The following is a 19,753-nucleotide window of genomic DNA, read 5'->3' on the forward strand; positions in this document are numbered from 1 at the left end:
CTGACCCGCACGAGGGCAGGCCAAGTGATCCTGAAAGGGGCGGCTATGCCACCGAGAATCGGCACCGTTTGTCGCCGGGTTGGGCACCGGTTAGTGATCAACGGGCCGAGAGCGTTGATGGTTCGGGCACTTCTTGGATCGGTTTCTGGTGATGGGACAGGACGGCTACTTGTTGCGCCTGAGGACGGCCCAGGTGAGGAGGATGAGGGAAGCCAGGCGCATGGGGCGGCTCATGACCTGTCGCGGGGTCATGACGGTCTGGGCGTAGACGCGCGGAACCGCGTAGACGAGCCTGATGAGCGTCGGTGCGGGAGCCAGCGTCACGATGACGGTGACCGTGATGGCCAGCCACACCGGCGGGGACTCCAGTACACGTCTGCGTAGGCGAGGAGCAGTCCGAGGGCCACGGCCACCACGAGCGCATAGCGAACGGCGCCGAAGGTTCCCTTGGAAAGCTGGCGGGCCAGGCTTGCCGCCGAGGCGGTTGTGCGGCGCTGCCGCAGGCGGATCAGCCCGATGATCGCCAGAATCGCGACAAGATAGGTGTGCACCGAGGCGATCAGCCAGGTCGGTGGACGGGTGGCGAAGGAGACGTGGAGATAGTCCAGGGTCGTGGTGGACAACAGCACGCATGCCAGAGCCGTCATGCCGTGAAGGACGCTACGGGCGAGCCGCCCCAGGTCGATCGCGCTGTCCCAGGAGTCCCTGCCCTCGTCCTGTTCGAGGTGCGCGGCGATCAGCCAGACGATGCCGCCCGTGAGGGCGACGGAGCCCACCGCCAGCAGGCCGCTGGCGAGCAGCGTTTCCGACCAGACGCGGTAGCAGGCGCTGCCGACGGTGGGAGTCTCGCCGGCGACCACCGCGAAAAGGTAGCTGTCGAGCGCCAGGGCCGCGAACGTGGCGACGAACAGGCCCATGGCCGGGATTCTGCGCCGTTTGGGCCACGACTGGCTCAGCATCACCACGAGGCCGGTGAAGACGAAACCGGCCAGCACTCCGGCCAGCTGGGAAAGCTCCGGCGCGAGCTCGATCGGATTCCAGCCGGCCTCCGGGCAGACGCTGTTCACAAGCGCCAGTGTGAGCGGACGCACCGGCCGTGTCGCCGGGAACGGCGCATCCGGGGCTATGGGTGCACAGGGGTGCTCGTCGAACGGCGTCGCCCCCGACCTCGTGAAGAGGCGCCCGCCCAGGCGAAGGGCGCTCGCCCCCCTCCCGGCGGGCGCCCCTCGTCTGGGCGGGCGCCTCCGGCGCGGGCTCAGCACGTAACACGGTTCAGCGCATTTGCAGCTCAGCGCATACAGGGCTCAGCACGTCAGTGGTTCGGTACATCGTGGTTCGGTACGCCGGAGGCTTAGCACGTCAGTGGCTCAGCACGTCGGTGGCTCAGCACGTCGGTGGCTCAGCACGTCGGTGGTTCGGTACGTCAGCGGCTCGGCGGGTGGGTGGCTCAGCACCGTCACAGTGATTGCCGGTACGCGAGCCACGTCCTCCCCGCGCCCGCCGTCCTGGCCCGGAACTCGCGCCTCTCCTCCGGCCCGTACCGCGCCTTGTAGGTGCGGAAACGCGTCCACAGGGCGGCCAGCCCGATCACCGCGTCCGGCGGCGCGGACGACCATGACGGTACGCGGGACAGCAACTCGTCCACCTCTTCTGGGGTGTGTCCGGCTTCGACGAGGTGGGGGGCGAGCATGGCCGCGTCGATCCAGGCCGCGCCCCGGGCGGAGAACGACCAGTCGATCGCGTACACGCGCCCCTGCGAAATGAGCATGTTGTTCGAGCAGAGGTCGTAGTGGAGCAGTGTGTTGCCGCGGAGGTCACGCGGTTCGAAGCGTTCGATCGCGGTGTCGTACAGGTCGCGGTCCGCTGGGATGCCCTTGTCGCGCAGATGAGAGTGCTTGGCCAGCAGCGGCAGGATGTTGTCGATGACCGGCGCCGCTCCCCTGGGACAGGGCGTGAGCAGGGCGCCGAGCAGGGACACCGTGTCCAGGACGGCGGGCAGGTCGGGGGAGCCGGGCGTCAGGTCGACGTGGCGGCTGTTGTCGTTGATGTACTCGAACACGGTCACCAGCCACCCGTCCTGCTGCCCTCGCCACAGCAGGTGGGGTGCGGGAGTCTCGTCGGGCAGCACGTTCGCCGTCCATGACTCCGTACGGTGTGCCTTGGCAGCGGGTCCGGACGCCTCGACGGCCTTGATGAACACGCTGTGATTCTCGGTCTGTAACCGGGCCGAGATACCGGGCATGGTGCCTTCGCCGGCGGGCTCCACCTTGATGACCGGGCCGCCGCATTCGAGTTCTACCGTTTCGCGCACGCTCGCCGGGAGGTCTTCCCATTGCTGCCGGGTCATCGTAATCCTCCATTTCCGGAGTCGTCGGCGCAGCCCGAATACCACTGGCCGCGTCCGCCGTCTGCGATCCGCAGTTCGGCGTCGAGCGGGAGAGCGAGCGGGAGAGCGGGGGTGCGCATGGTTTGTGCGGTGGCGCCGGCTCGCTCGGCCGCAGGGTGGAGTGCTGCCCCAGCCAGGTCGTCGGGGCCGTGGTCGCGTGCGGCTCGCTCGACCGAGTGATCGAGCGGGCCCTGGTCGATGAGGTCGCACGGGTGGGTCAGGGTCGACCGGTCCAGCGGGGAGCCCGGGGCCGGATAGACGCGGGCCGGCGCACCGAGACCGAGGGTGCCCAGCGGTGAAGCTGTGGGCGGCCGTGCGGAAATGCCCGCAGGTAGCGCCTGTGGCCGTGCGGTGGTGTCCGCGAGTAGCGCGGGTGGGCGTGTGGTGGTGTCCGCGAGTAGCGCGGATGGGTGTGTTGAGATGCCCGCAGGCAATGCGGACGGGTGTTCGGAGATGCCCGCAGGCGATGCGGGCGGGTGTGCGGCGATGTCCGCGGGTGACGCGATCGGGTGTGCGGAGATGTTCACAGGTAATGCGGGCCGGTGCGCGGAGGGGTCCGCAGGTAAAGCAGTGGGGGACACAGCGACTTCCTCACGGAGGTGGAGCTTGCTTGCGGCGGCCGGGGTTTGGAAGTCCGGGAGCCTTCCGGCCGCCGCGAAGTGGTCCGCCTCGAAGGTACGAATCCGCGTTGTGGCCGCTCAAGGAAGTTTCGAAAAGTTTCTTAAAGATCTGGGCGCGCCGCGTCGATACACGACAGCGCGAGCGGCCCATAAACGGCCACTTCAGCCAGTGCGGTAAACGCTTTCTCGTAGACGGCGACGTCGTCCGGTTTCTTGATCCGGAACTGCGCGGCCACACCGTCCACCCGGACCTCGGTGGCGTCGTACAGCCAGAAGTTCTCCGGCGGCATGACGGGCGGTTTGCGGCTGTACGGGAGGATGCCGAGGCTGACGTAGGGATTGTCCCGGGTGTACGTGGCCAGCCTGTCGAGTTGGTCGTTCATCCCGGCGGGGTTCACCATCGGGGTGCGCAGCGTCTGCTCGCCGAGGACGAACACGAAGCGCCGTACGCCCCCGAGCGACTGCTGCTGCGCCATGCGCGCCGCCACGGCCCGCTCCAGGTCATCGGTTATGCCGCGGAAGGAGATGATCGTGGACAGATGGGCGCGGGCGTACGCCTCGGTCTGCAGTAGGCCGGGGACCGTGGAGTGCTGCCACACGCGTAATCGGGTCGTGCGTTCGTACAGCGGGATGAACGCCTCCTGGACCTGGCCCAGCCCGTTCCGCTCCAGGCGGCGCCATTCGGTGTAGAGCGTGTCGATATGGCGGGCGGCGGCGAGCAGGTCGGGTATTTCGTGTTCGGCTCCGCAGGCGGTGGCCCAGGCGCGGATGTCGTCGTCGCTCGGGACCTGCTGGCCGTTCTCGATTTTGGAGATGCGGGACTTGCGTCCGCGCCACCCCATGGCCTCGGCCAGGCGGTCGCCGGTCATTCGGCGACCGCCCTCGGTGTGGGCGGTGCGAAGATCCTTGAGCCGGATGGCGAGCGACATTCGTGCTTCCATGATCGTGCTGTGACTTGTCATGGGCCACCTCGGCTCGGGCGATGGAGTTGCTTCGAAGCTACGCCCGGGTTCGGCCTCACGTCTGTAGGGTTTCTTGAAAATCATGGAGAAACCATTGAGCATGGTTCGGCCGGATGTGACCGTTGCTTCCTGCGGCACAGAAAGCGACTCAGGCCAGCGACCCGTAAGCCACATGTCGCCGGTTCGATAGAAGGACCATCGAGCACCGCCATCGCCGTGCCGATATCGTCGCGAAGCCACCGTGGTAGTGCTCCCGGGCGAGCTCGCTTTTCGGCATCGAAGGGCCGCCGCACGTGTGGTCGTCTCACCGGGCGCGGAGCAGGTCGAGGAAGGCGGTGAAGGCCGCGTCGGTGCGGGCGGTGTCGCCGGTGGCGTCGGTGTCCATGAGGAGCCCGCGAATAACGGCGAGCACGGTGGTGGCCAGCGCGGGTGCCGCCGCGCCATGGTGGCCGCGCAGCCCCTGCTCCAGGAGCGCGAGCCAGTCGGTGGTGGCGGCCCTGCGGAAGTCGGGCCACAGGGCCTGCCCGTCGGGCGTGTTGTGGACGGTGCCGAACAGACGCAGGTAGGGCGCTCCGCTCCGCCGCTGCCGAGTTGCGGGGAGACGGGGCGCGCGCCCAGCGGGAAGGGGCCGACGTTGGAGGACGACGTGGCGGCCGTACGCGAATGGCTGGCGGCGGACGAGCAGCCGACGATCGTGGTCAGCCACAGTTATGGCGGTGTTGTGGCGAGCGCCGCGGCGACGGAGCTGCCCCAGGTGCGTCATCTGGTGTACATCGCAAGTTTCCTCCCTGAGGTGGGCGAGAGCCTGGCCTCGTTCGGTGACGGGACGCCCGCGCCGTACCTGGACTTCGGTCCTGACGGCACCTTCGGCGTGCGCGCCGAGTTCGCCACGCGGACCTTCCTGCAAGACTGCGACCAGGAGGCGGTGGAGCAGGCGCACGCGCGCTTGGTACGGCAGAGCGCTGCCGTCACCACCGCGCCGGTCCAGGCCGCCGCTTGGAAACAGATCCCCTCCACCTATGTCGTGTGCGCGCAGGACAACGGCACTCCTCCGGCGTTGCAGCGCGCCCAGGGCGAGCGGGCCACGCGCGTGGTCGAGGTGGCCGCAGGTCACCACCCCTTCCTGGCCCAGCCGAATGTCGTCGCCGAGCTCGTCCTCGATCTGGCCTGAGCCGGGCTCGTCGTCACGGCGTAGGGTGGGTGGTGCGCGCTCAGGGCGCCACCGGTCCGCGGACAGGGCTAAGCCCACCTGATGCTCATCGAACGACCCGGCCCGACCTCTTTTCCCGGCCTGATCATGCGGACGCCAGGCCAGACGGAAAGGAGGCCCTCGTGCCCATCCATCGCCTGCCCGACAACCCCAGCATCGAACGGCTCCGCAAGCAGGCCAAGACACTCCATCAGCATGCGAAGGCGGAAGTCCCTGAGGCGCTCGGGCTCGTCGCCGAGTTCCATCCCCGGCCGCCGGAGACGCTCAAGCTGGCCGACGCGCAACTCGTCACCGCCCGCATGTACGGCTTCGCGAGCTGGCCCAAGCTCAAAGAACACCTCGGCACCGTCGAGCGCTACTCCCGCTCGCCGCACCGGGTCCCACCGAGCCAGGAGTTGCCGGAGGAGTTCCTGCGGCTCGCCTGCCTCACCTATGGCACGGACCACCCGGGCCGGACCGCGGACGCCGACCTGCTGCTGGCCCGGCATCCGCAGTTGCCCACCGCGAACGTCTTCACCATGGCGGCCACCGGCTCGGCCGATGCGCTGGCCGACATCCTGGCCGGAAGTCCGGGGCTCGCCCGGGAGCAGGGCGGTCCCTACGGGTGGGAGCCGCTGCTGTACCTGGCCTACGCGCGGCTCAATGCTCCAGGAGAGTACGTGGCGGCGGCCCGGCTTCTCCTCGACCATGGCGCCGATCCGAACGCCGGATTCCTGTGGGACGGCCTGACCTCGCCGTTCACCGCGCTCACCGGCGCATTCGGCGGAGGAGAGGGCCACCAGCCACCGCATCCGCAGGGTCTGGCGCTGGCCAGGCTGCTGCTGGAGGCCGGGGCGGACCCCAACGACAGCCAGACCCTCTACAACCTCGGGCTCGGCGGCGCCCGCTCCGACGACACCGCCCACCTCCAGCTGCTGCTGGAGTTCGGCTTGGGCCGGGGCGAGGGCGGCCCGTGGCATGCCCGGCTGGGCCCGACACTGCAGTCCCCGCAGCAGATGCTGCGCGACGAACTGGCCACCGCCGCGCTGCGGGGCGGCCCGCGGCGGGCCCGGCTGCTCCTGGCACACGGCGCGGAGGTCAACGGCCTGGGCGGGCATCCGGCGTACGGCGGACACACCCCCTACGAGCTCGCCCTGCTGAACGGGCACACCGAGGTCGCCGAACTGCTCGCCGCGGCGGGCGCCTCGGCGGTGCTGGACGAGATGGAGGCGTTCACCGCCGCCTGCATGCGCGCCGACGCCGCCGCGGTGGCCGGATTCGGCCCGGAACCGTCGGCGCGGGCGCTCGCCCGATTCCCCGGGCTGATCATCAGGGCGGCCGAACAGCGCAAGCCCGCGGCGGTACGGCTGCTCGCCGGTCTCGGCTTCGACGTGAACCACCTGCATCGCTCCACCCCGCTGCACGCGGCGGCCTGGAACGACGACGTCGAGACGGCCGAGACACTGATCGAGCTCGGCGCCGACCCGGCGATCAAGGACACGGCGTACGACGCGACCCCGCTCGGCTGGGCCGAACACGGCGGCATGCATCGCGCGGCGGCGTACCTGCGAAGTCTGGAGTGAAGGTCCGGTGACCGCCGTCGTCGAGTACCGGCTTGTCGGTGTCGCGTGGCATGCTGCACGACATGGCGGCAACAGATCCAGCACTCGTGACCTTGGTCGTCGGCGACGAGGAGCTGCTGGCCGAGCGGGCGGTCAGCGAGGTGATCGCGGCGGCGCGGGCGGCCGAGGGCGGTGCGGAGGTGCACGATCTCATCGGCGGGAAGGTGGCGCTGGGGGAGCTGACCCAGCTGACCTCGCCGTCGCTCTTCGGTGATCGTTCCGTGGTGGTGATCCGGTCCGCGCAGGATCTCGTCAAGGACGTCATCGCAGAGGTCGTGAAGTACGCGGCGCATCCCTCTGACGACACCGTGCTCATCCTGGTCCACCCGGGTGGGGTGAAGGGCAAGGCGCTGGTCGACGGGGTCAAGAAGGTGGGAGCGCGAGTCGTCACCGTCAACAAGGTCACCAAGGCCGGCGAGCGGCTCGACTTCGTCAAGGGCGAGATCAAGCGGGCGGGGCGCGGCATTTCGAGCGACGCCGCGCAGGCACTGCTCGAGGCGGTGGGCAACGATCTGCGGGAGCTGGCCGCGGCCTGCAACCAGCTGGTGTTCGACACGGAGGACAAAACGATCAACGCGGCGGCCGTGGCCCGCTATCACAAGGGGCGCGCGGAGGTCACCGGGTTCAACGTGGCCGACTCGGCGCTCGAGGGGCGGCTGTCCGAGGCGCTGGAGCAGCTCCGCTGGGCGCTCGGCACCGGGGTGGCCCCCGTGCTGCTGGTGAGCGCGCTGGCGGGTGGGCTGAGGGGCCTGGCCAAGGTCGGCGGAGCGCCGCGCAATCTCAGGGGCGGGCAGTTGGCGAGTCACCTGGGCATGCCGCCGTGGAAGATCGACCGCGTCAAGCGGCAGCTCAACGGCTGGGGTCCGGAGGGCCTGTCCCGCGCCATCCAGGCGGTGGCCGATGCCGACGAGCAGGTCAAGGGTGGCGGCGCCGACCCGGCGTACGCGCTCGAACACACGGTGCAAGTGATCGTCGCCAACCGTACGGGCCGGTAGCCGACACCCAGTCCGGTAACCGTACGGGCCGATACCCGACACCACCCTGAAGCTGTACGGGCCAATAGCCGACAACGCGCCTCAATAACCAATGGGCCGGCAGCCGGCACCCCGGTAAGGTCGCGAAGCGTCGGAGGGCGAGGTGTGCCCCTTACCGGTTGGTGGAGGATATGTGAGCTGGTCGCCGTTTCGTATTGAGGTGCCGGACGAGGTGCTGGACGACCTGCGGAGCCGGCTGCGTAACACGCGGTTCGGCGCCCCGCCACGGCTCGGAGACCAGGGAGGGGAGCGGGCGTGGCAGGGCGGCGCGGATCCCGGCTATCTCCGTGACCTCGTCGGCTACTGGGCCGAGGAATTCGACTTTCGGGCACGTGAAGCAGAGCTGAACGCTCTGCCGCACGGCATGGCGCACATCGACGGCGCGCGCACGCACTTCCTGAAGATCCCCGGCAACGGGCCCGCGCCCATGCCGTTGCTGCTGTGCCACGGGTGGCCGAGCAGCTTCGTGGAGATGTTGCCGCTGGCGGCCCGGCTGGCCGATCCGGGGCGGTTCGGGGGTGATCCGGAGGACGCGTTCGATGTGGTGATCCCGTCCATGCCCGGCTTCCTCTATTCGGAGCTGCCCGCTGAGCCGCTGACCAGGGCGGCGATGGCGCGGACGTTGCACGCGCTGATGACCGAGGTGCTGGGCTACGAGCGTTACGGCGCGTTCGGCGGTGACATCGGCGGGGCGGCGATCGGGTGGCTGGGGGCGCTCTATCCGGAGCAGGTGATCGGGATTCACCTGATCCATCCGCCGTTCCCGGCGTCGTTGGAGGTCCCGCCGCTGTCGGCGGAGGAGCAGGCGTTCCTCGACGCGGAAGCCGTCTATGACGAGGGTGACGGCGGCTACAGCGCCATCATGGGCACGCGGCCTGACACCATCGCCGCCGCGCTGCTGGACTCGCCGGTCGGGCTGGCCGCGTGGATCGTGGACAAGTACCGGGACTGGAGCGACTGTCACGGCGAGGTGGAGACGCGGTTCGACCGGGACACCCTGCTGACGATCCTCACCCTCTACTGGGCCACAGGCTCGATCGGCACCTCGTTCAGGCAGTACTTCGACTTCGAGCACAACTCCGCGCGGCCGCCCATCACCGTGCCCGCGGCGGTCACGCTGAGCCACGAGCCGGTGATGACCGACTTTCCGCGCTCGCTCGTCGAGCGGGCCTGCACGGACATCCGGCACTGGAGCGAGCCCGGCAGAGGCGGCCACTTCCTGCCCCTGGAGGAGCCGGCCCTCCTCCAGGACGAGCTGACGAGCTTCTTCCGCGAACTCCGGCGCACCTGACCGGCGCACCTGATCGGCGCACCGGACCGGCCGCGGTGGAGGGTCAGCGGGTGGATTCCACGTTCACCAGGAGCCGTTTGAGCAGGCCGTCCAGGGTCGCCTGCTCCGCCGGATCCAGTGCGTAGACCATCGCGGCCTCCACCTCCGCCCGGATCCGCATGGCCTCCATCCACAGCTCGTGCCCCCTGTCCGTCAGCTCCACGTCGACCCGGCGGCGGTCGTCCGTGCTGCGCAGGCGGCGTACCAGGCCCAACTTCTCCAGCGTGTCGAGGCGGCCGGTCATCCCGGCGGGCGACAGCATCAGCTCCGCGGCCAGCTCGGAAGGCGTCGCGGAGCCCGCCCTGGCCACCAGCCGATGCAGCGTCTCGAACTCGAAGTCCTGCATCCCCACCTGCGCCAGCGCCGTCTCCTTCGTCTGGTGCAGGTGCTTGACGAGGAGCTGCATCCGCGTCACCACCGCCTCCACCCGCTCGTCGTACGGCGCCTTGCCCCGCCACCGCGCCAGATGCCGATCGACAGAGTCACTGGAGCCGGAGCTGCCGCTGAGGCCAGGGCTGGGATCGGAGTCCGCGTTCATTCCGCAATCATACGCCAGCAAGTATTTAGTTGACGAAACATTAATCAGCGAATTAACCTGCCGTCCCATGAGACTTCTGCTCGGGCGAGCCATTTCCGCCTTGGCCACCGCCTTGATCCCCACCACCCTCACCCTGGCCGTCCTCCGCACCACAGGCTCGGCCGAGGCTCTTGGCGTCGTCCTGGCCTGCGAGCTGATCCCCCTCCTGCTGCTGCTTCCGGTAGGCGGGGTGCTGGCCGACCGGTTCCGGCCCGAGCGGGTGGCGCTGGTGGCCGACCTGGTCCGCGGCCTCTCCCAGGCCGCCATCGGGATCGAGCTGCTGATGGGCGTCGGCCGCGTGCTCGACCTGGCCGTGCTGTCGGCGGTGGCGGGGGTGGCGATCGCGTTCGGCATGCCGGCCGTACCGAGGCTGGTCGCGGCGGTGGTGCCGGGGCCGGAGCGGCTGCGCATGAACGCGCGCATCGGCGTGGCCACCAGCACGTCCACCGTGCTCGCGCCCGCCCTGTCGGGCGGCGTGGTGCTGGTGGCGGGGCCGGGGTGGGCGGCGCTGCTCACCGCCGCGCTGTTCGCCTGCTCGGCGCTCACCCTCGGCGGAGTCCGTACGGCCAAGCAGCCCGACAGAGCCCGGTCCACGTTCGCCAAGGATCTGGCCGAGGGGTGGCGCGAGGTCAGGACGCGGCCATGGTTCCTGAAGTCGGTGCTCGGCCATGGCGTATGGCATTTCATGGCCGGGTTGTTCCTCACCCTCGGCCCGCTGACCGCGGTCAAACATCTCGGCGGCGAGGCCAGCTGGGTGCTCATCGTGCAGTGCGGCACGGTCGGCCTGGTCGCGGGGGTGTTCCTGGTGCCGAGGCTGCCCGTCCGCCGGCCGCTGGTCGTCGTCCAGGTGGCCGCCGCGCTGTACGTGCTGCCGTTGGCGGCGCTGGCGGTGACGGCGAACGTGGTGCTGATCGCGGCGGCCTACTTCGTGGCGATGTTCGGGCTCGGGTTGCTCAGCCCGTTGTGGGAGACCGTCGTCGCCGAGGAGATCCCCGAGGGCGCGCTGGGTCGGGTGCGGGCCTTCGATCAGCTCATCTCGTTCGCGTCGCGGCCGTTCGGGCTGGCCGTGGCGGCGCCGCTCGCGGGTTTCGTGGGCATGACCGGGCTGCTGCTGACGGGAGCCGTCGCCGTGGCGGTGGCGAACCTGGCCGCGATCTCGTCCGTCAAGCCTCCAGCGAGCGGCTCTCCAGAGGAGCGGCCTCCCGCAGGACTCCGTCGCTGATCTCCAGCACCCGGTCGGCCAGGGTGATGAGGCTCGGGTCGTGGGTGGCGACGAGTGCGGTGACACCCTCACTGCGGACCAGGGCGCGCAGCAGCTCCATGATCTGCCGCCCGGTCTGCGAGTCGAGTTGTCCGGTGGGCTCGTCGGCGATCAGTAGCCGGGGCCGGTTGGCCAGCGACCTGGCGATCGCCACCCGTTGCCGCTGGCCGCCCGACAGCTCGTACGGCCGCTGGTTGACGTGCTGTTCCAGCCCGACGAGGGACAGCAGCACGCGCACGCGCGCGTCCCGCTCCGCGACCGGGGTGCGGGCCAGCCGCATCGGCACGCCGACGTTCTCGGCCGCCGACAGCACCGGGATCAGCCCGAACGACTGGAACACGAACCCCACCACGTCGCGGCGCAGCGCCAGCAGGTCGTCCTCGGACATCGAGGTCACCTCGGCCCCCGCCACGACGACCCGCCCGGCGTCGGGCCGGTCGAGCCCGCCGATCTGGTTCAGCAGGGTCGTCTTGCCGGACCCCGACCGGCCGCGGATGGCGATCAGCTCGCCGGGGTAGGCCGAGAACGACACCTCCCGCAGCGCCACGACCTCCTTCGGCCCGGTGCGATACGTCTTGCGCACCCCCTCTACGACGACCAGGGGCTCACTGCTCATTGGAGGGCTCCTCCCGGGCCGGCCACACGCCGATGTGGTCGGATTCGAGTTCGAGGCGCACCCGGCGTTCCATGTCCAGGGCGTTCATGAAGTCGTGGGGCAGCTGCAGCCGCCCCACGCGGTCGAGCACGGCGTACTCCTCGGCGACGCCCTCGCGGCGGAGCGTCTCGCTGCTGGTCCGCCCGTCGCGGATGCCGATCGTGCGATCGACGCGCTCCGACACCAGCGGGTCGTGGGTCACGATGACCACGGTCACGCCCAGCTCGCCGTTGGCCTTGCGCAGCGCCCCGAACACCTCCTCCGAGGTCTCGCTGTCCAGCTCGCCGGTGGGTTCGTCGGCCAGGACGAGCTGCGGGGAGTTGGCCAGGGCGACGGCGATGGCCACCCGCTGCTGCTCGCCGCCGGACATCTCGGGCACCTTGCGGTCCGCACAGGAGGCGACGCCCAGCAGGTCCAGCAGTTCGGCGGCGCGCTCCCTGCGTGCCTTGCTCATCCCTGAACGGCCGGCCAGCTTCATCGGCAGCTCGACGTTCTCGCGGGCGGTCAGGTATGGGAGCAGGTTGCGCGCGGTCTGCTGCCAGACGAACCCGACGATGTCGCGCCGGTACCGCAGCCGGTCCTTCGCGGTCATCGACAGCAGGTCCATGCCCGCGACCCTGGCCACGCCCGCCGTGGGCACGTCCAGGCCGGACAGCACGTTCAGGAGCGTCGACTTGCCCGACCCGGAGGCGCCGACGACGGCGACCAGTTCGCCCTCCTGGATGAGCAGGTCGAGGCCCTGCAGGGCGACCACCTCGACGCCCTCCGTCTTGTAGATGCGCACCAGGTTGTCGCACACGATGTGCGCGTCCCCGCCGAACGCGGCCTTCTTCTCGGCGGCCTTGGCTTCCAGCTCGGACAACGTTGGACTCATGCGAGATCACCCACTCGGAGTACGGCGCCGAGGCTGCGGCGGCGGCTGATGGCGGTGTGCGCGTAGGTGCCGAGCACGGCGACGGTGGCCAGCCCGGCCGCCAGGACGACCGGCATGACCGGATCGGCGGAGTAGTCGCCGACGGCCAGGTCACCGGCGTAGGCGGACAGGTCGATGCCGGGCCCGAGCGCCGCGGGCAGGCCGAGGCCGAGGGCGAGCCCGGCGAGCGAGGTGATGAGGATCAGCGGGAGGATCTCCAGCACGGTCAGCCCCCGCGCCTGCCGGTCCGACAGCCCCAGCGTGCGCAGGAACGACAGCGCCCTGGCCCGGTCGGCCGCGCCGATCACCAGCGTCACCAGCACGGCGATGAGCGCGTAGACCGCCAGGGCGACGGCGGTGATGAGCAGGATGTTCTGGACGGTGCCGGTCATCGGGTCGTCCTCGATCGCGGCGAGGGCCTGTTCCTGCGAGGTCAGCTCGGCCTTGGGCTGTCCCGTGGCCGCCAGCAGCGCCGCGTGATCCGCCTCGCCCTTGATCAACAGGGTGTTGACGCCGGGCCGTTTGTTCGTCGCGAAGGGCAGCACGATGAACTTGCCACGGGGGTAGAAGCCGGGCAGCGAGGCGATCTCGCCGGCCGTGGTGACCTTCATCCGCTCGTACCAGGCGATCTCGAACGTGCCGCGTCCGCGCAGCTCGTGGGAGACCAGCACCGGGATCCCCGAGGCCCCCGAGGCGGTGAGGGGCACGCTGATCGGCGCGCCGTCCAGCAGCCGCCGCCATTGGGCCAGGTCGACGGCGATGATGTCGGCCCGCTCGCCGCCGTAGCCGATCTGCGCGGTGGCGGTCTGCGCGGGCACGAGCAGACGTACGCCGGGCACCTTGCGCACCCGCTCGATGGCGTCGGGTGGCAGCTCCACGGGCGAGGTCAGCTTGATCGGCGCCCCAACGCTCTGCCAGGACGCCAGGCGCTGCGTGGTGGACAGCCCGCCGGAGATCACCGTCCCGAACACCGACACGGCCAGCGCGGGCAGCAGGATCAGCACCGGCAGCACGCTGGCGGATCTGGCCCGGGCCGCCCTGGTCAGGCCCAGGAAGGGCACGGCGAGGCGGCCGCGCGCGGCCAGCCGTACGAGCAGCTTGAGGGGGAGGGGATAGCAGCGGATGGTGATCAGCGCGGCGGCGACCGTGAGCGCGACCGGCACGAACAGCAGGAACGGGTCCTGGCCGCCGGTCGTCAGGCCGCGGGCGCGCAGCAAGTACGCGCCGGCCAGCGCCAGGCCGACGACCAGCAGCTCCAGGGTGATCCGCCGGGCCGACGGGCGGGCGGCGGCCACGTCGTCGCGGCGCTCGTGCAGGGGCGTCCGGTGCGTCATGGCCAGCCGCGCGGCCGCGTAGCCGACGGCGGTGAGGGGCACGAGGGCGGGCCCCGCGTGGGCGATCCACGGCACCGGCCCCGGCACCAGGAAGGCCAGCCCCCACCCGGCCAGCGCCGCGGGCACCACCGCGAGCGCCACGAGCGCCGCACCGGTACCCGCCACCTGCCGCAGCGACCCGCCGCGCGCCCGCGCCAGCGCGAGCGGGTGATCGATCCGCTCGGCCAGCAGTTGCACGGCCAGCACGAGCACCCCGAGCGCCACGACCAGCAGGCCGCCGAGCACCAGGAACATCACGGTCTGCGCGGTGCCCAGCGCGGTCCCGAACGTGTCCAGCAGCCCCGGCAGCTCCGTCTCCAGCCGGTACTGGCTGTCGGCGCCCGCCGGTTGCAGCGTGACCACGTGCCCGTAGTCCTCGACGGCGGCGCGCAGCTCGGGCACGTCGAGAGAGGCGGCCGCGGTGGGAGCGACCGGCAGGACCCAGCTGTAGATCAGGTTGCGGTCGGCGCCGCTCAGGGCGGCCAGGCCGGCGGACGAGATCAACGCGGTCGTGCGCCGCTCCAGCTCCAGCTTGCCGGGCGGCTGGACCTGCGTGACGTGCAGGACGTCGATGTCGTGGCTCCAGTAGCGGGCGCCGGGGTCCTTCGCCCTGAACACGCCCACGATCTTGACCGCGGCGTAGTCGCTCTCACCGAGGATCCGCACGTCGCCGATCTTCAGCGGCATCGTGGTGCGGGCCTCCTCCACGATGCCCACCTCGAACAGCGGGATCTCCGACCCGCTCCAGCGCGTGGTCGTCGGCTTGCCCGGCGCCCGGCCGTCGACCCACTCGACCCGCCGTTCGCCGTCCGACAGCCAGGCGAGGTTGATGTAGGTCTGCCCGCCCGACAGGTGGACCGGCGTGTCGTACGTCTTCGCGCTCATCTGGCCGGGGGCCGAGACGAGCGGCCGCAGCCGGGGCGGCACGAGCGAGCGGAGCCGGGCGTCCCTGGAGGCGAACTGCCCGGGCTCGTGCAGGTCGTCCGGCCCTCCGCGCGACCTGGTCTGTACGGTCAGGTCGGCGAGCTGCGCGGGCGCGTCCTGGAGAGCCCGGTGGAGCGCTTCGTCGTACGAGCCCTGCAGCACCCGCGGCAGCCCCGCCACGAGCAGGCAGGCGCTCAACGTCAGCAGGGACAGCATGGCCATCGCGCCCAGACGTACCTGGGCCAGGCGCAGGATCCTCACAAGTCCTCCTGACGCTGTCCACGCAGGTTGCGGGCCAGTACGGCGACGATGCCGAGCAGCACCGCGGCCACCAGCGCCAGCATGGCCGCGGTCGCCGCCCACGGGATGTCGAGCAGCACGTCCGGCGTGACGGCCGCGGCCTGCCCGGTGAGCACGATGTGCGGCACGACCAGGACGCCCACGACGACCGCCAGCGCCGTGCCCGCCACCAGCGACAACCCGATGACGAACGCCTGCTCGACCGCCAGCAGCCCGAACACCTGCCGGTAGCTCACCCCGAGCGCTCGCAGGATCGCGAACTCGGCCATCCGCTCCCGCGCCGCGACGGTGGCGTTCACCACGAAGCCGAGCGCCGCGAACGCCAGCGCCGCCGCGAAGCCCAGGATCAGCGCCCCCTGCAGCCCACTGGCCAGCGGGTCGTCGCGCAGCCGCTCGGCGAGCTCGCGCTGGTCGACCGCGGTGACGTCCCACTCCGGCCGCTTCTTCAGCGCCGCGAGCGCGGGCCCGGTGTCACCGTCCTGGGCGGCCAGCCACCATTCGGTGGCCGGTCTGGGGATCTGTCCCCCCGCCAGGCCGTACGCCTGAAGGGTGGCCCAGTCGGCCAGGACGGCGGGCTGGTCCGCGGCGGTCGTCGGCATGCGGTCGACCAGGCCCGCGACCTTGACCTCGACGATCCGCCGATCCAGGTTGACCCGGCCCACCTGGCCCGCTGTGAGCTTGAGCGAGGCGGCCAGGTCGGTGGTGAGCACCACGGGCAGCGGGCCGGACAACACGCCGAAGGCGACCGCGACCGGCTGTGATCCGGTCGCCTTGAGCGAGATCGGGCGATCCGCGCTCAGACCGGTCACCGTGACCTGCGCGCTGCCGCTCTCCGGCGGATTGGCGACCAGGCCGCGGACGGACAGCGGGTAGGTGATCTTCCCGGTCCGCCCGGCGATCTCCGTGAGGTCGAGGTCGATCTGGTTGTCGCCCGGATGGAGCAGGCCCAGGGGCAGCTCGCGCCAGACGCCGAGCGCGTCCGAGACCATGATCCGCAGCGACACCGCGGCGTCGGCGCGGGCCCGCAACGTGAGCGTCGTGGGCCTGCCCGGCAGCTCCAGCGGGGCACCCCGCGGCCGGCCCGAGGCGAGCACCCGCGCCAGCTCCGCGACCGATCGCGCCGACAGGTCGGGCCGCAGCTGGAAGAGCCGGTCGAGCTTGCCGGCGTCGAGTCCGAGCAGGACCGCGCCCTCGCCACTGAGCTGGACCGGGCCGCGGAAGGCGGGCGAGGCCGTCGTGACGCCCGGCAGCGCGGCGAACGCGCTGCCGCGCCCGAACGTGCCCAGCTCGGGACCGTCCGGCGGCCCGGAGATCCGCAGGTCGGCACCGGCCTGATGGCGGGCCTGGTCCTGCTGGGAGCCGCGCCAGGTGGCGGCCGTGGCCATGGACACGATGCCGATCGCGATGGCCATGGTCAGCAGCAGCGCGGGCCCCGCGTACTTGAGCGGCCGCCGGCTGACCTGCCAGACGCCGAGCGCCGGGGCGAGCGTGGGCCGCCTGGCGGTGATCCGCTCGGCCAGCTTCGAGACGCGGGGCACCAGGCGCAGGCCCAGCATGCCGCCGGTGAGCAGCGCCAGGGCCGGTCCCGAGACGATGAGCGGGTCGATGCCGAGGTCACCGGCGGCGGTCGCGGTGACGGGCGCGCCGTAGCGGCGCAACTGCCAGATGGCCAGCCCCGCGACCACCAGCAGCGCCAGGTCCGCCCCGGCCCGCTCGATCAGCCCGCGCCCGCCGCTGCGGCCGCGCGTCGACTGCTCCTCCACGTAGGTACGCCGGGCGCCCGCGAGGGCCGGGAGCATGAGGAGTACGGCCGAGGCCAGGGCCACGCCGATCGAGACCGCGAAGGTGCCCAGATCGGGCGAGGGCGTCAGCCGTACACCGGAGGCCTTGATCCAGGGCAGCGTGTTGACCAGGGCCAGCAGCGGCGGGCCGAGGAAGGGCGCGACGATCGCGCATGGGACGGCCACCAGCAGCGCCTCGCCGCCCGCCAGCGCGGCCAGCCGCAGCGTGCCCGCGCCGCGCGAGCGCAGCAGCGCCACCTCCATGCGGCGGTGGTCGGCGAGCAGGCGGGCGGTGAGCATGAGCGCGTACGCGGCCAGCAGCAGCAGCTGGAGCACCGGGATCAGCATGGTGGAGCGGGCGACCAGGGCGGCGGTGCCGAGCTGGGCGAGCATCTCGGGCAGGCGGCTGGTGGCGGTGCAGCTCGCGCAGCCGTTCGCGTGGAGTCGGTCGCGCAGCTCGGTCACCCGGGCGGCGAACGGCCGCAGCTGCTCCGGTGACAGAGCGCGCAGGTCGGGGACGGCGGTCCAGGTGGCGTTGACGTTCGTGGCGAAGCGGCTCAGGAACGTCTCGCGGGGGACCATCAGCGGGCCGTAGGTGGTGTACTCGCCCGTCTCGACGCCCCTGGTGAGCAGCTGCTCGCCGGTCCAGCGGTCGCCGAACGGGTCGTTGAGCTGGAAGACGCCGGTGACGCGGACGGTGACCGCCTTGTGGTCGAGGCGGCCTTCGGTGGTGATCTCCTGACCCGCCTTGACGCCGATCGCCGTGGCCGCCGACAGGGAGATCGCGGCCTCGACCGTCTTGGTTGTGGTGGCGCTCGGCCAGGTGCCGGAGATCAGCTTGGCGTGGGCGTCGAGGGCGTCATAGCTGCCGAACCTGAGCAGCTCGGGGGTCTTTCGGCTCTCCTGGCCCGGCCGGACGTAGGAGTCGGAGCGGAAGGCGGTCGTGATGGCGGCGGGCCCGCCCGCGTAGGCTCTGGCGAGCTCGGCGCGGATCGCCCGGTCGAGCGCCGGGAACGTCTCGCCGGTGACGGGCGTGGCGATGGTCGCGGCCACCTGGCCCAGGGGCGCGGTCTCCATCGTGCGGCGCACGCCCACCTCGGCGATGGTGGAGGCGTACATGGTCAGCGCGACCAGCGTCGTGGTGGCCAGCAGGATCGACCCGAACGCGGCCAGCAACAGCAGCGGCTCGCTGAACGCCCGTTTGACGACCAACGGCCCCCGCATGTGCCCCCCTTGTCCTGTTTAGTGAACCTTTGGGCATTCAGCTGGGGGAGGGCAAGGCGATCTTCGCAACGGTGACGGACCTGATGCGGCGGTGTGATATCGAAATCGTGACACAAAAAACGCCGCACCCCTTGACGGCGGTGCGGCGCTCTGGCGCCTTGCTCTTTGGGCGAGCTTGGCTGGGCCTTACTTGGCGGCCAGGGTGGCTGCCTGCTTGGCGATCGCCGACTTGCGGTTGGCGGCCTGGTTCTTGTGGATGACGCCCTTGCTGACGGCCTTGTCGAGCTGGCGGGCGGCGGCCCGCTGCAACTCGGCGGCCTGCTGGGCGTCGCCCTGCTCGGCGGCCTCGCGGAACTTGCGCACGGCCGTCTTCAGCGAGGACTTGACCGCCTTGTTGCGCAGGCGAGCCTTCTCGTTCTGCTTGTTGCGCTTGATCTGGGACTTGATGTTCGCCACGAAGAAGCCTCGGTAAAGTCTGAGTGATGGATGGGGCGCGCGGGCTCGTGAGAGGGGCGCGCCACACGCAGTTGTACAGGTTACCAATAACCCAGAGGGCAGCTCAAATCAACACCCTGGGAATTGGAGTCTCGGACCAGTGTACGGCCTCAGGAGAGCCACTCGGTGGTGTATTCGCGCCAATCCTCCTCCGTTGCGGCGAAATCGACGTACAGGGCCAGGCCGAACCGCTCCCGCCTGCCATGGTCCGACAGGGCCAGCTTGGCGCCCTGGGCGGCCATGGCGACGCTCTCGGCGGCGTCGCTCCACCCGATGCCGTGGTCGTGGTAGGCGGGGGCGCCCACGAGGACCAGCTTCGTCTCCGGGACGAGGTCGAGGGCGAGGGTGGCCTGCCGTACGACATAACCCCCATAAAGGGACTGCAGGGGGGTGAAGGAGTCGTACGTCATGATGGCCACCTGGTCGACGCGGTCGGCGGCCTCCTTGAAGAAGCCGCTCGACCAGTACTTGTCGTGGCCGAGGATCGCCCGGGTGGGCAGGCGGACGAGAGGGTACGGCTCGATCTGGGGCGTCGAGATCGACAGCAGCTTGGTGTACCGGCGGGTTCTGTCGAGGAGGTCGAGGAACTCGCGGTCGCCGTCACCGATCGGCTCGAAGTTGTAGTGGATGCCGTCGAAGCCGGTCTTCATGATGGCGGCGACTCCGGCCAGGACGTTCTCGCGGGACCTGGCGTCGTCGAGGTCGAGGAAGCCGTCGACCTTCTGGCCGAGCCAGGCGGAGATGCGGACGCCGGGGAGGTACCGCCGCCCCCATTGAACGAAATTTCTGGCGTTGGGGTATTTATCGGGATTTAGCTGGCCGTCCTTGTCGAACGGACCCGCGTGGACGTACAGGTCCTTGATGCCGGTGGCGCGCAGGCGTACCGCGAGTCGCTCCACATCCTGCTCCGTACGGCGGCCGTCGACCCACGCGTGGCCGAGCCAGAGAGCGTCGTTACCCGTGCTCTTCGCCCAGGCCGCCGGGGCACCGGTAAACTGGAGGCGGAGCGCGCCGGCCAGGAGGCCGATCAGCGCGACGACGATGGCCAGGGCCAGCGCGACAAGGCGCAGGCCACGGCGAATGGCGGTTCGGGCAATCACCCGGGCA

The 19,753-nt window shown here is 70.8% G+C and carries 17 protein-coding genes; 5 read left to right on the forward strand and 12 right to left on the reverse strand.

The features are described from left to right. Positions 1 to 165: 165 nt before the first annotated feature. The 5 genes from LDL49_RS10135 to LDL49_RS58280 form a co-directional block, all read right to left on the reverse strand. A complete protein-coding gene (locus LDL49_RS10135; RefSeq protein ID WP_225290709.1) occupies positions 166 to 354 on the reverse strand; it encodes a hypothetical protein in 189 nt (62 codons plus the stop codon). Then, positions 321 to 1,067 carry a hypothetical protein gene (locus LDL49_RS10140; protein ID WP_225290710.1) on the reverse strand — a complete coding sequence of 249 codons (747 nt, stop codon included), beginning with the start codon at positions 1,065 to 1,067 and terminating at the stop codon, positions 321 to 323. Before LDL49_RS10140 ends, LDL49_RS10135 begins: the two co-directional genes overlap by 34 nt. A gap of 389 nt (positions 1,068 to 1,456) precedes the next feature. Then, the gene (locus tag LDL49_RS10145) at positions 1,457 to 2,347 is read right to left on the reverse strand and encodes a phosphotransferase family protein (RefSeq protein ID WP_225290711.1); all 891 of its coding nucleotides are present in this window, start codon (positions 2,345 to 2,347) and stop codon (positions 1,457 to 1,459) included. 760 nt (positions 2,348 to 3,107) lie between these two features. Beyond that, positions 3,108 to 3,968 carry a helix-turn-helix domain-containing protein gene (locus LDL49_RS10150; protein ID WP_225290712.1) on the reverse strand — a complete coding sequence of 287 codons (861 nt, stop codon included), beginning with the start codon at positions 3,966 to 3,968 and terminating at the stop codon, positions 3,108 to 3,110. 304 nt (positions 3,969 to 4,272) lie between these two features. Then, positions 4,273 to 4,674, reverse strand: coding sequence for a hypothetical protein (locus LDL49_RS58280; RefSeq protein WP_225290713.1), 402 nt, complete (start codon positions 4,672 to 4,674; stop codon positions 4,273 to 4,275). On the opposite strand from LDL49_RS58280, the gene LDL49_RS10160 reads away from it, so the two are divergent. From LDL49_RS10160 to LDL49_RS10175, 4 genes are all read left to right on the forward strand, one after another. Continuing rightward, positions 4,603 to 5,139: an alpha/beta fold hydrolase gene (locus LDL49_RS10160; protein ID WP_225290714.1), complete on the forward strand. Its 537-nt coding sequence runs from the start codon at positions 4,603 to 4,605 to the stop codon at positions 5,137 to 5,139. The genes LDL49_RS58280 and LDL49_RS10160 overlap by 72 nt on opposite strands. Positions 5,140 to 5,300: 161 nt before the next feature. Beyond that, complete coding sequence (locus LDL49_RS58285) at positions 5,301 to 6,740, forward strand: ankyrin repeat domain-containing protein (RefSeq protein ID WP_225290715.1); 1,440 nt, start codon at positions 5,301 to 5,303, stop codon at positions 6,738 to 6,740. 62 nt (positions 6,741 to 6,802) lie between these two features. Next, positions 6,803 to 7,774, forward strand: a complete 972-nt coding sequence (gene holA, locus LDL49_RS10170) for a DNA polymerase III subunit delta (protein WP_225290716.1) — start codon at positions 6,803 to 6,805, stop codon at positions 7,772 to 7,774. A gap of 172 nt (positions 7,775 to 7,946) precedes the next feature. Next, positions 7,947 to 9,104 carry an epoxide hydrolase family protein gene (locus tag LDL49_RS10175; RefSeq protein ID WP_225290717.1) on the forward strand — a complete coding sequence of 386 codons (1,158 nt, stop codon included), beginning with the start codon at positions 7,947 to 7,949 and terminating at the stop codon, positions 9,102 to 9,104. Between the two features lie 43 nt (positions 9,105 to 9,147). On the opposite strand, the gene LDL49_RS10180 is transcribed toward LDL49_RS10175, so the two are convergent. Further along, positions 9,148 to 9,681 (reverse strand): MarR family winged helix-turn-helix transcriptional regulator, encoded by a 534-nt coding sequence (locus LDL49_RS10180; RefSeq protein ID WP_225290718.1) that lies wholly within the window; start codon positions 9,679 to 9,681, stop codon positions 9,148 to 9,150. Between the two features lie 67 nt (positions 9,682 to 9,748). On the opposite strand from LDL49_RS10180, the gene LDL49_RS10185 reads away from it, so the two are divergent. After that, the gene (locus tag LDL49_RS10185; protein WP_225290719.1) at positions 9,749 to 10,942 is read left to right on the forward strand and encodes an MFS transporter; all 1,194 of its coding nucleotides are present in this window, start codon (positions 9,749 to 9,751) and stop codon (positions 10,940 to 10,942) included. Here the strand turns inward: LDL49_RS10185 and LDL49_RS10190 are convergent. From LDL49_RS10190 to LDL49_RS10215, 6 genes are all read right to left on the reverse strand, one after another. Beyond that, complete coding sequence (locus tag LDL49_RS10190; RefSeq protein WP_225290720.1) at positions 10,884 to 11,597, reverse strand: ABC transporter ATP-binding protein; 714 nt, start codon at positions 11,595 to 11,597, stop codon at positions 10,884 to 10,886. The two genes, LDL49_RS10185 and LDL49_RS10190, sit on opposite strands and share 59 nt — an antisense overlap. Then, the gene (locus LDL49_RS10195; protein WP_225290721.1) at positions 11,587 to 12,510 is read right to left on the reverse strand and encodes an ABC transporter ATP-binding protein; all 924 of its coding nucleotides are present in this window, start codon (positions 12,508 to 12,510) and stop codon (positions 11,587 to 11,589) included. Before LDL49_RS10195 ends, LDL49_RS10190 begins: the two co-directional genes overlap by 11 nt. Continuing rightward, entirely contained in the window at positions 12,507 to 15,107 is a 2,601-nt protein-coding gene (locus tag LDL49_RS10200) for an FtsX-like permease family protein (protein WP_225290722.1), read from the reverse strand. The genes LDL49_RS10195 and LDL49_RS10200 overlap by 4 nt, the downstream gene beginning before the upstream one ends. After that, positions 15,104 to 18,151 carry an FtsX-like permease family protein gene (locus LDL49_RS10205; RefSeq protein WP_225290723.1) on the reverse strand — a complete coding sequence of 1,016 codons (3,048 nt, stop codon included), beginning with the start codon at positions 18,149 to 18,151 and terminating at the stop codon, positions 15,104 to 15,106. The genes LDL49_RS10200 and LDL49_RS10205 overlap by 4 nt, the downstream gene beginning before the upstream one ends. A 186-nt stretch (positions 18,152 to 18,337) precedes the next feature. After that, positions 18,338 to 18,607: a 30S ribosomal protein S20 gene (gene rpsT, locus LDL49_RS10210; RefSeq protein WP_225290724.1), complete on the reverse strand. Its 270-nt coding sequence runs from the start codon at positions 18,605 to 18,607 to the stop codon at positions 18,338 to 18,340. A gap of 149 nt (positions 18,608 to 18,756) precedes the next feature. Then, entirely contained in the window at positions 18,757 to 19,746 is a 990-nt protein-coding gene (locus tag LDL49_RS10215; protein WP_225290725.1) for a glycoside hydrolase family 18 protein, read from the reverse strand. Positions 19,747 to 19,753 lie beyond the last annotated feature (7 nt).

Origin of the sequence: Nonomuraea aurantiaca (assembly GCF_020215705.1) — a bacterium.
Lineage (GTDB): Bacteria > Actinomycetota > Actinomycetes > Streptosporangiales > Streptosporangiaceae > Nonomuraea > Nonomuraea aurantiaca.

What these genes read in the sequence shown, in the direction of transcription:
- LDL49_RS10145 (WP_225290711.1), bottom strand. Translation starts at nt 2,347, where the DNA reads ATGACCCGGCAGCAATGGGAAGACCTCCCGGCGAGCGTGCGCGAAACG.
- LDL49_RS10150 (WP_225290712.1), bottom strand. Translation starts at nt 3,968, where the DNA reads ATGACAAGTCACAGCACGATCATGGAAGCACGAATGTCGCTCGCCATC.
- holA (WP_225290716.1), top strand. Translation starts at nt 6,803, where the DNA reads ATGGCGGCAACAGATCCAGCACTCGTGACCTTGGTCGTCGGCGACGAG.
- LDL49_RS10180 (WP_225290718.1), bottom strand. Translation starts at nt 9,681, where the DNA reads ATGAACGCGGACTCCGATCCCAGCCCTGGCCTCAGCGGCAGCTCCGGC.
- LDL49_RS10185 (WP_225290719.1), top strand. Translation starts at nt 9,749, where the DNA reads ATGAGACTTCTGCTCGGGCGAGCCATTTCCGCCTTGGCCACCGCCTTG.
- LDL49_RS10190 (WP_225290720.1), bottom strand. Translation starts at nt 11,597, where the DNA reads ATGAGCAGTGAGCCCCTGGTCGTCGTAGAGGGGGTGCGCAAGACGTAT.
- LDL49_RS10195 (WP_225290721.1), bottom strand. Translation starts at nt 12,510, where the DNA reads ATGAGTCCAACGTTGTCCGAGCTGGAAGCCAAGGCCGCCGAGAAGAAG.
- LDL49_RS10205 (WP_225290723.1), bottom strand. Translation starts at nt 18,151, where the DNA reads ATGCGGGGGCCGTTGGTCGTCAAACGGGCGTTCAGCGAGCCGCTGCTG.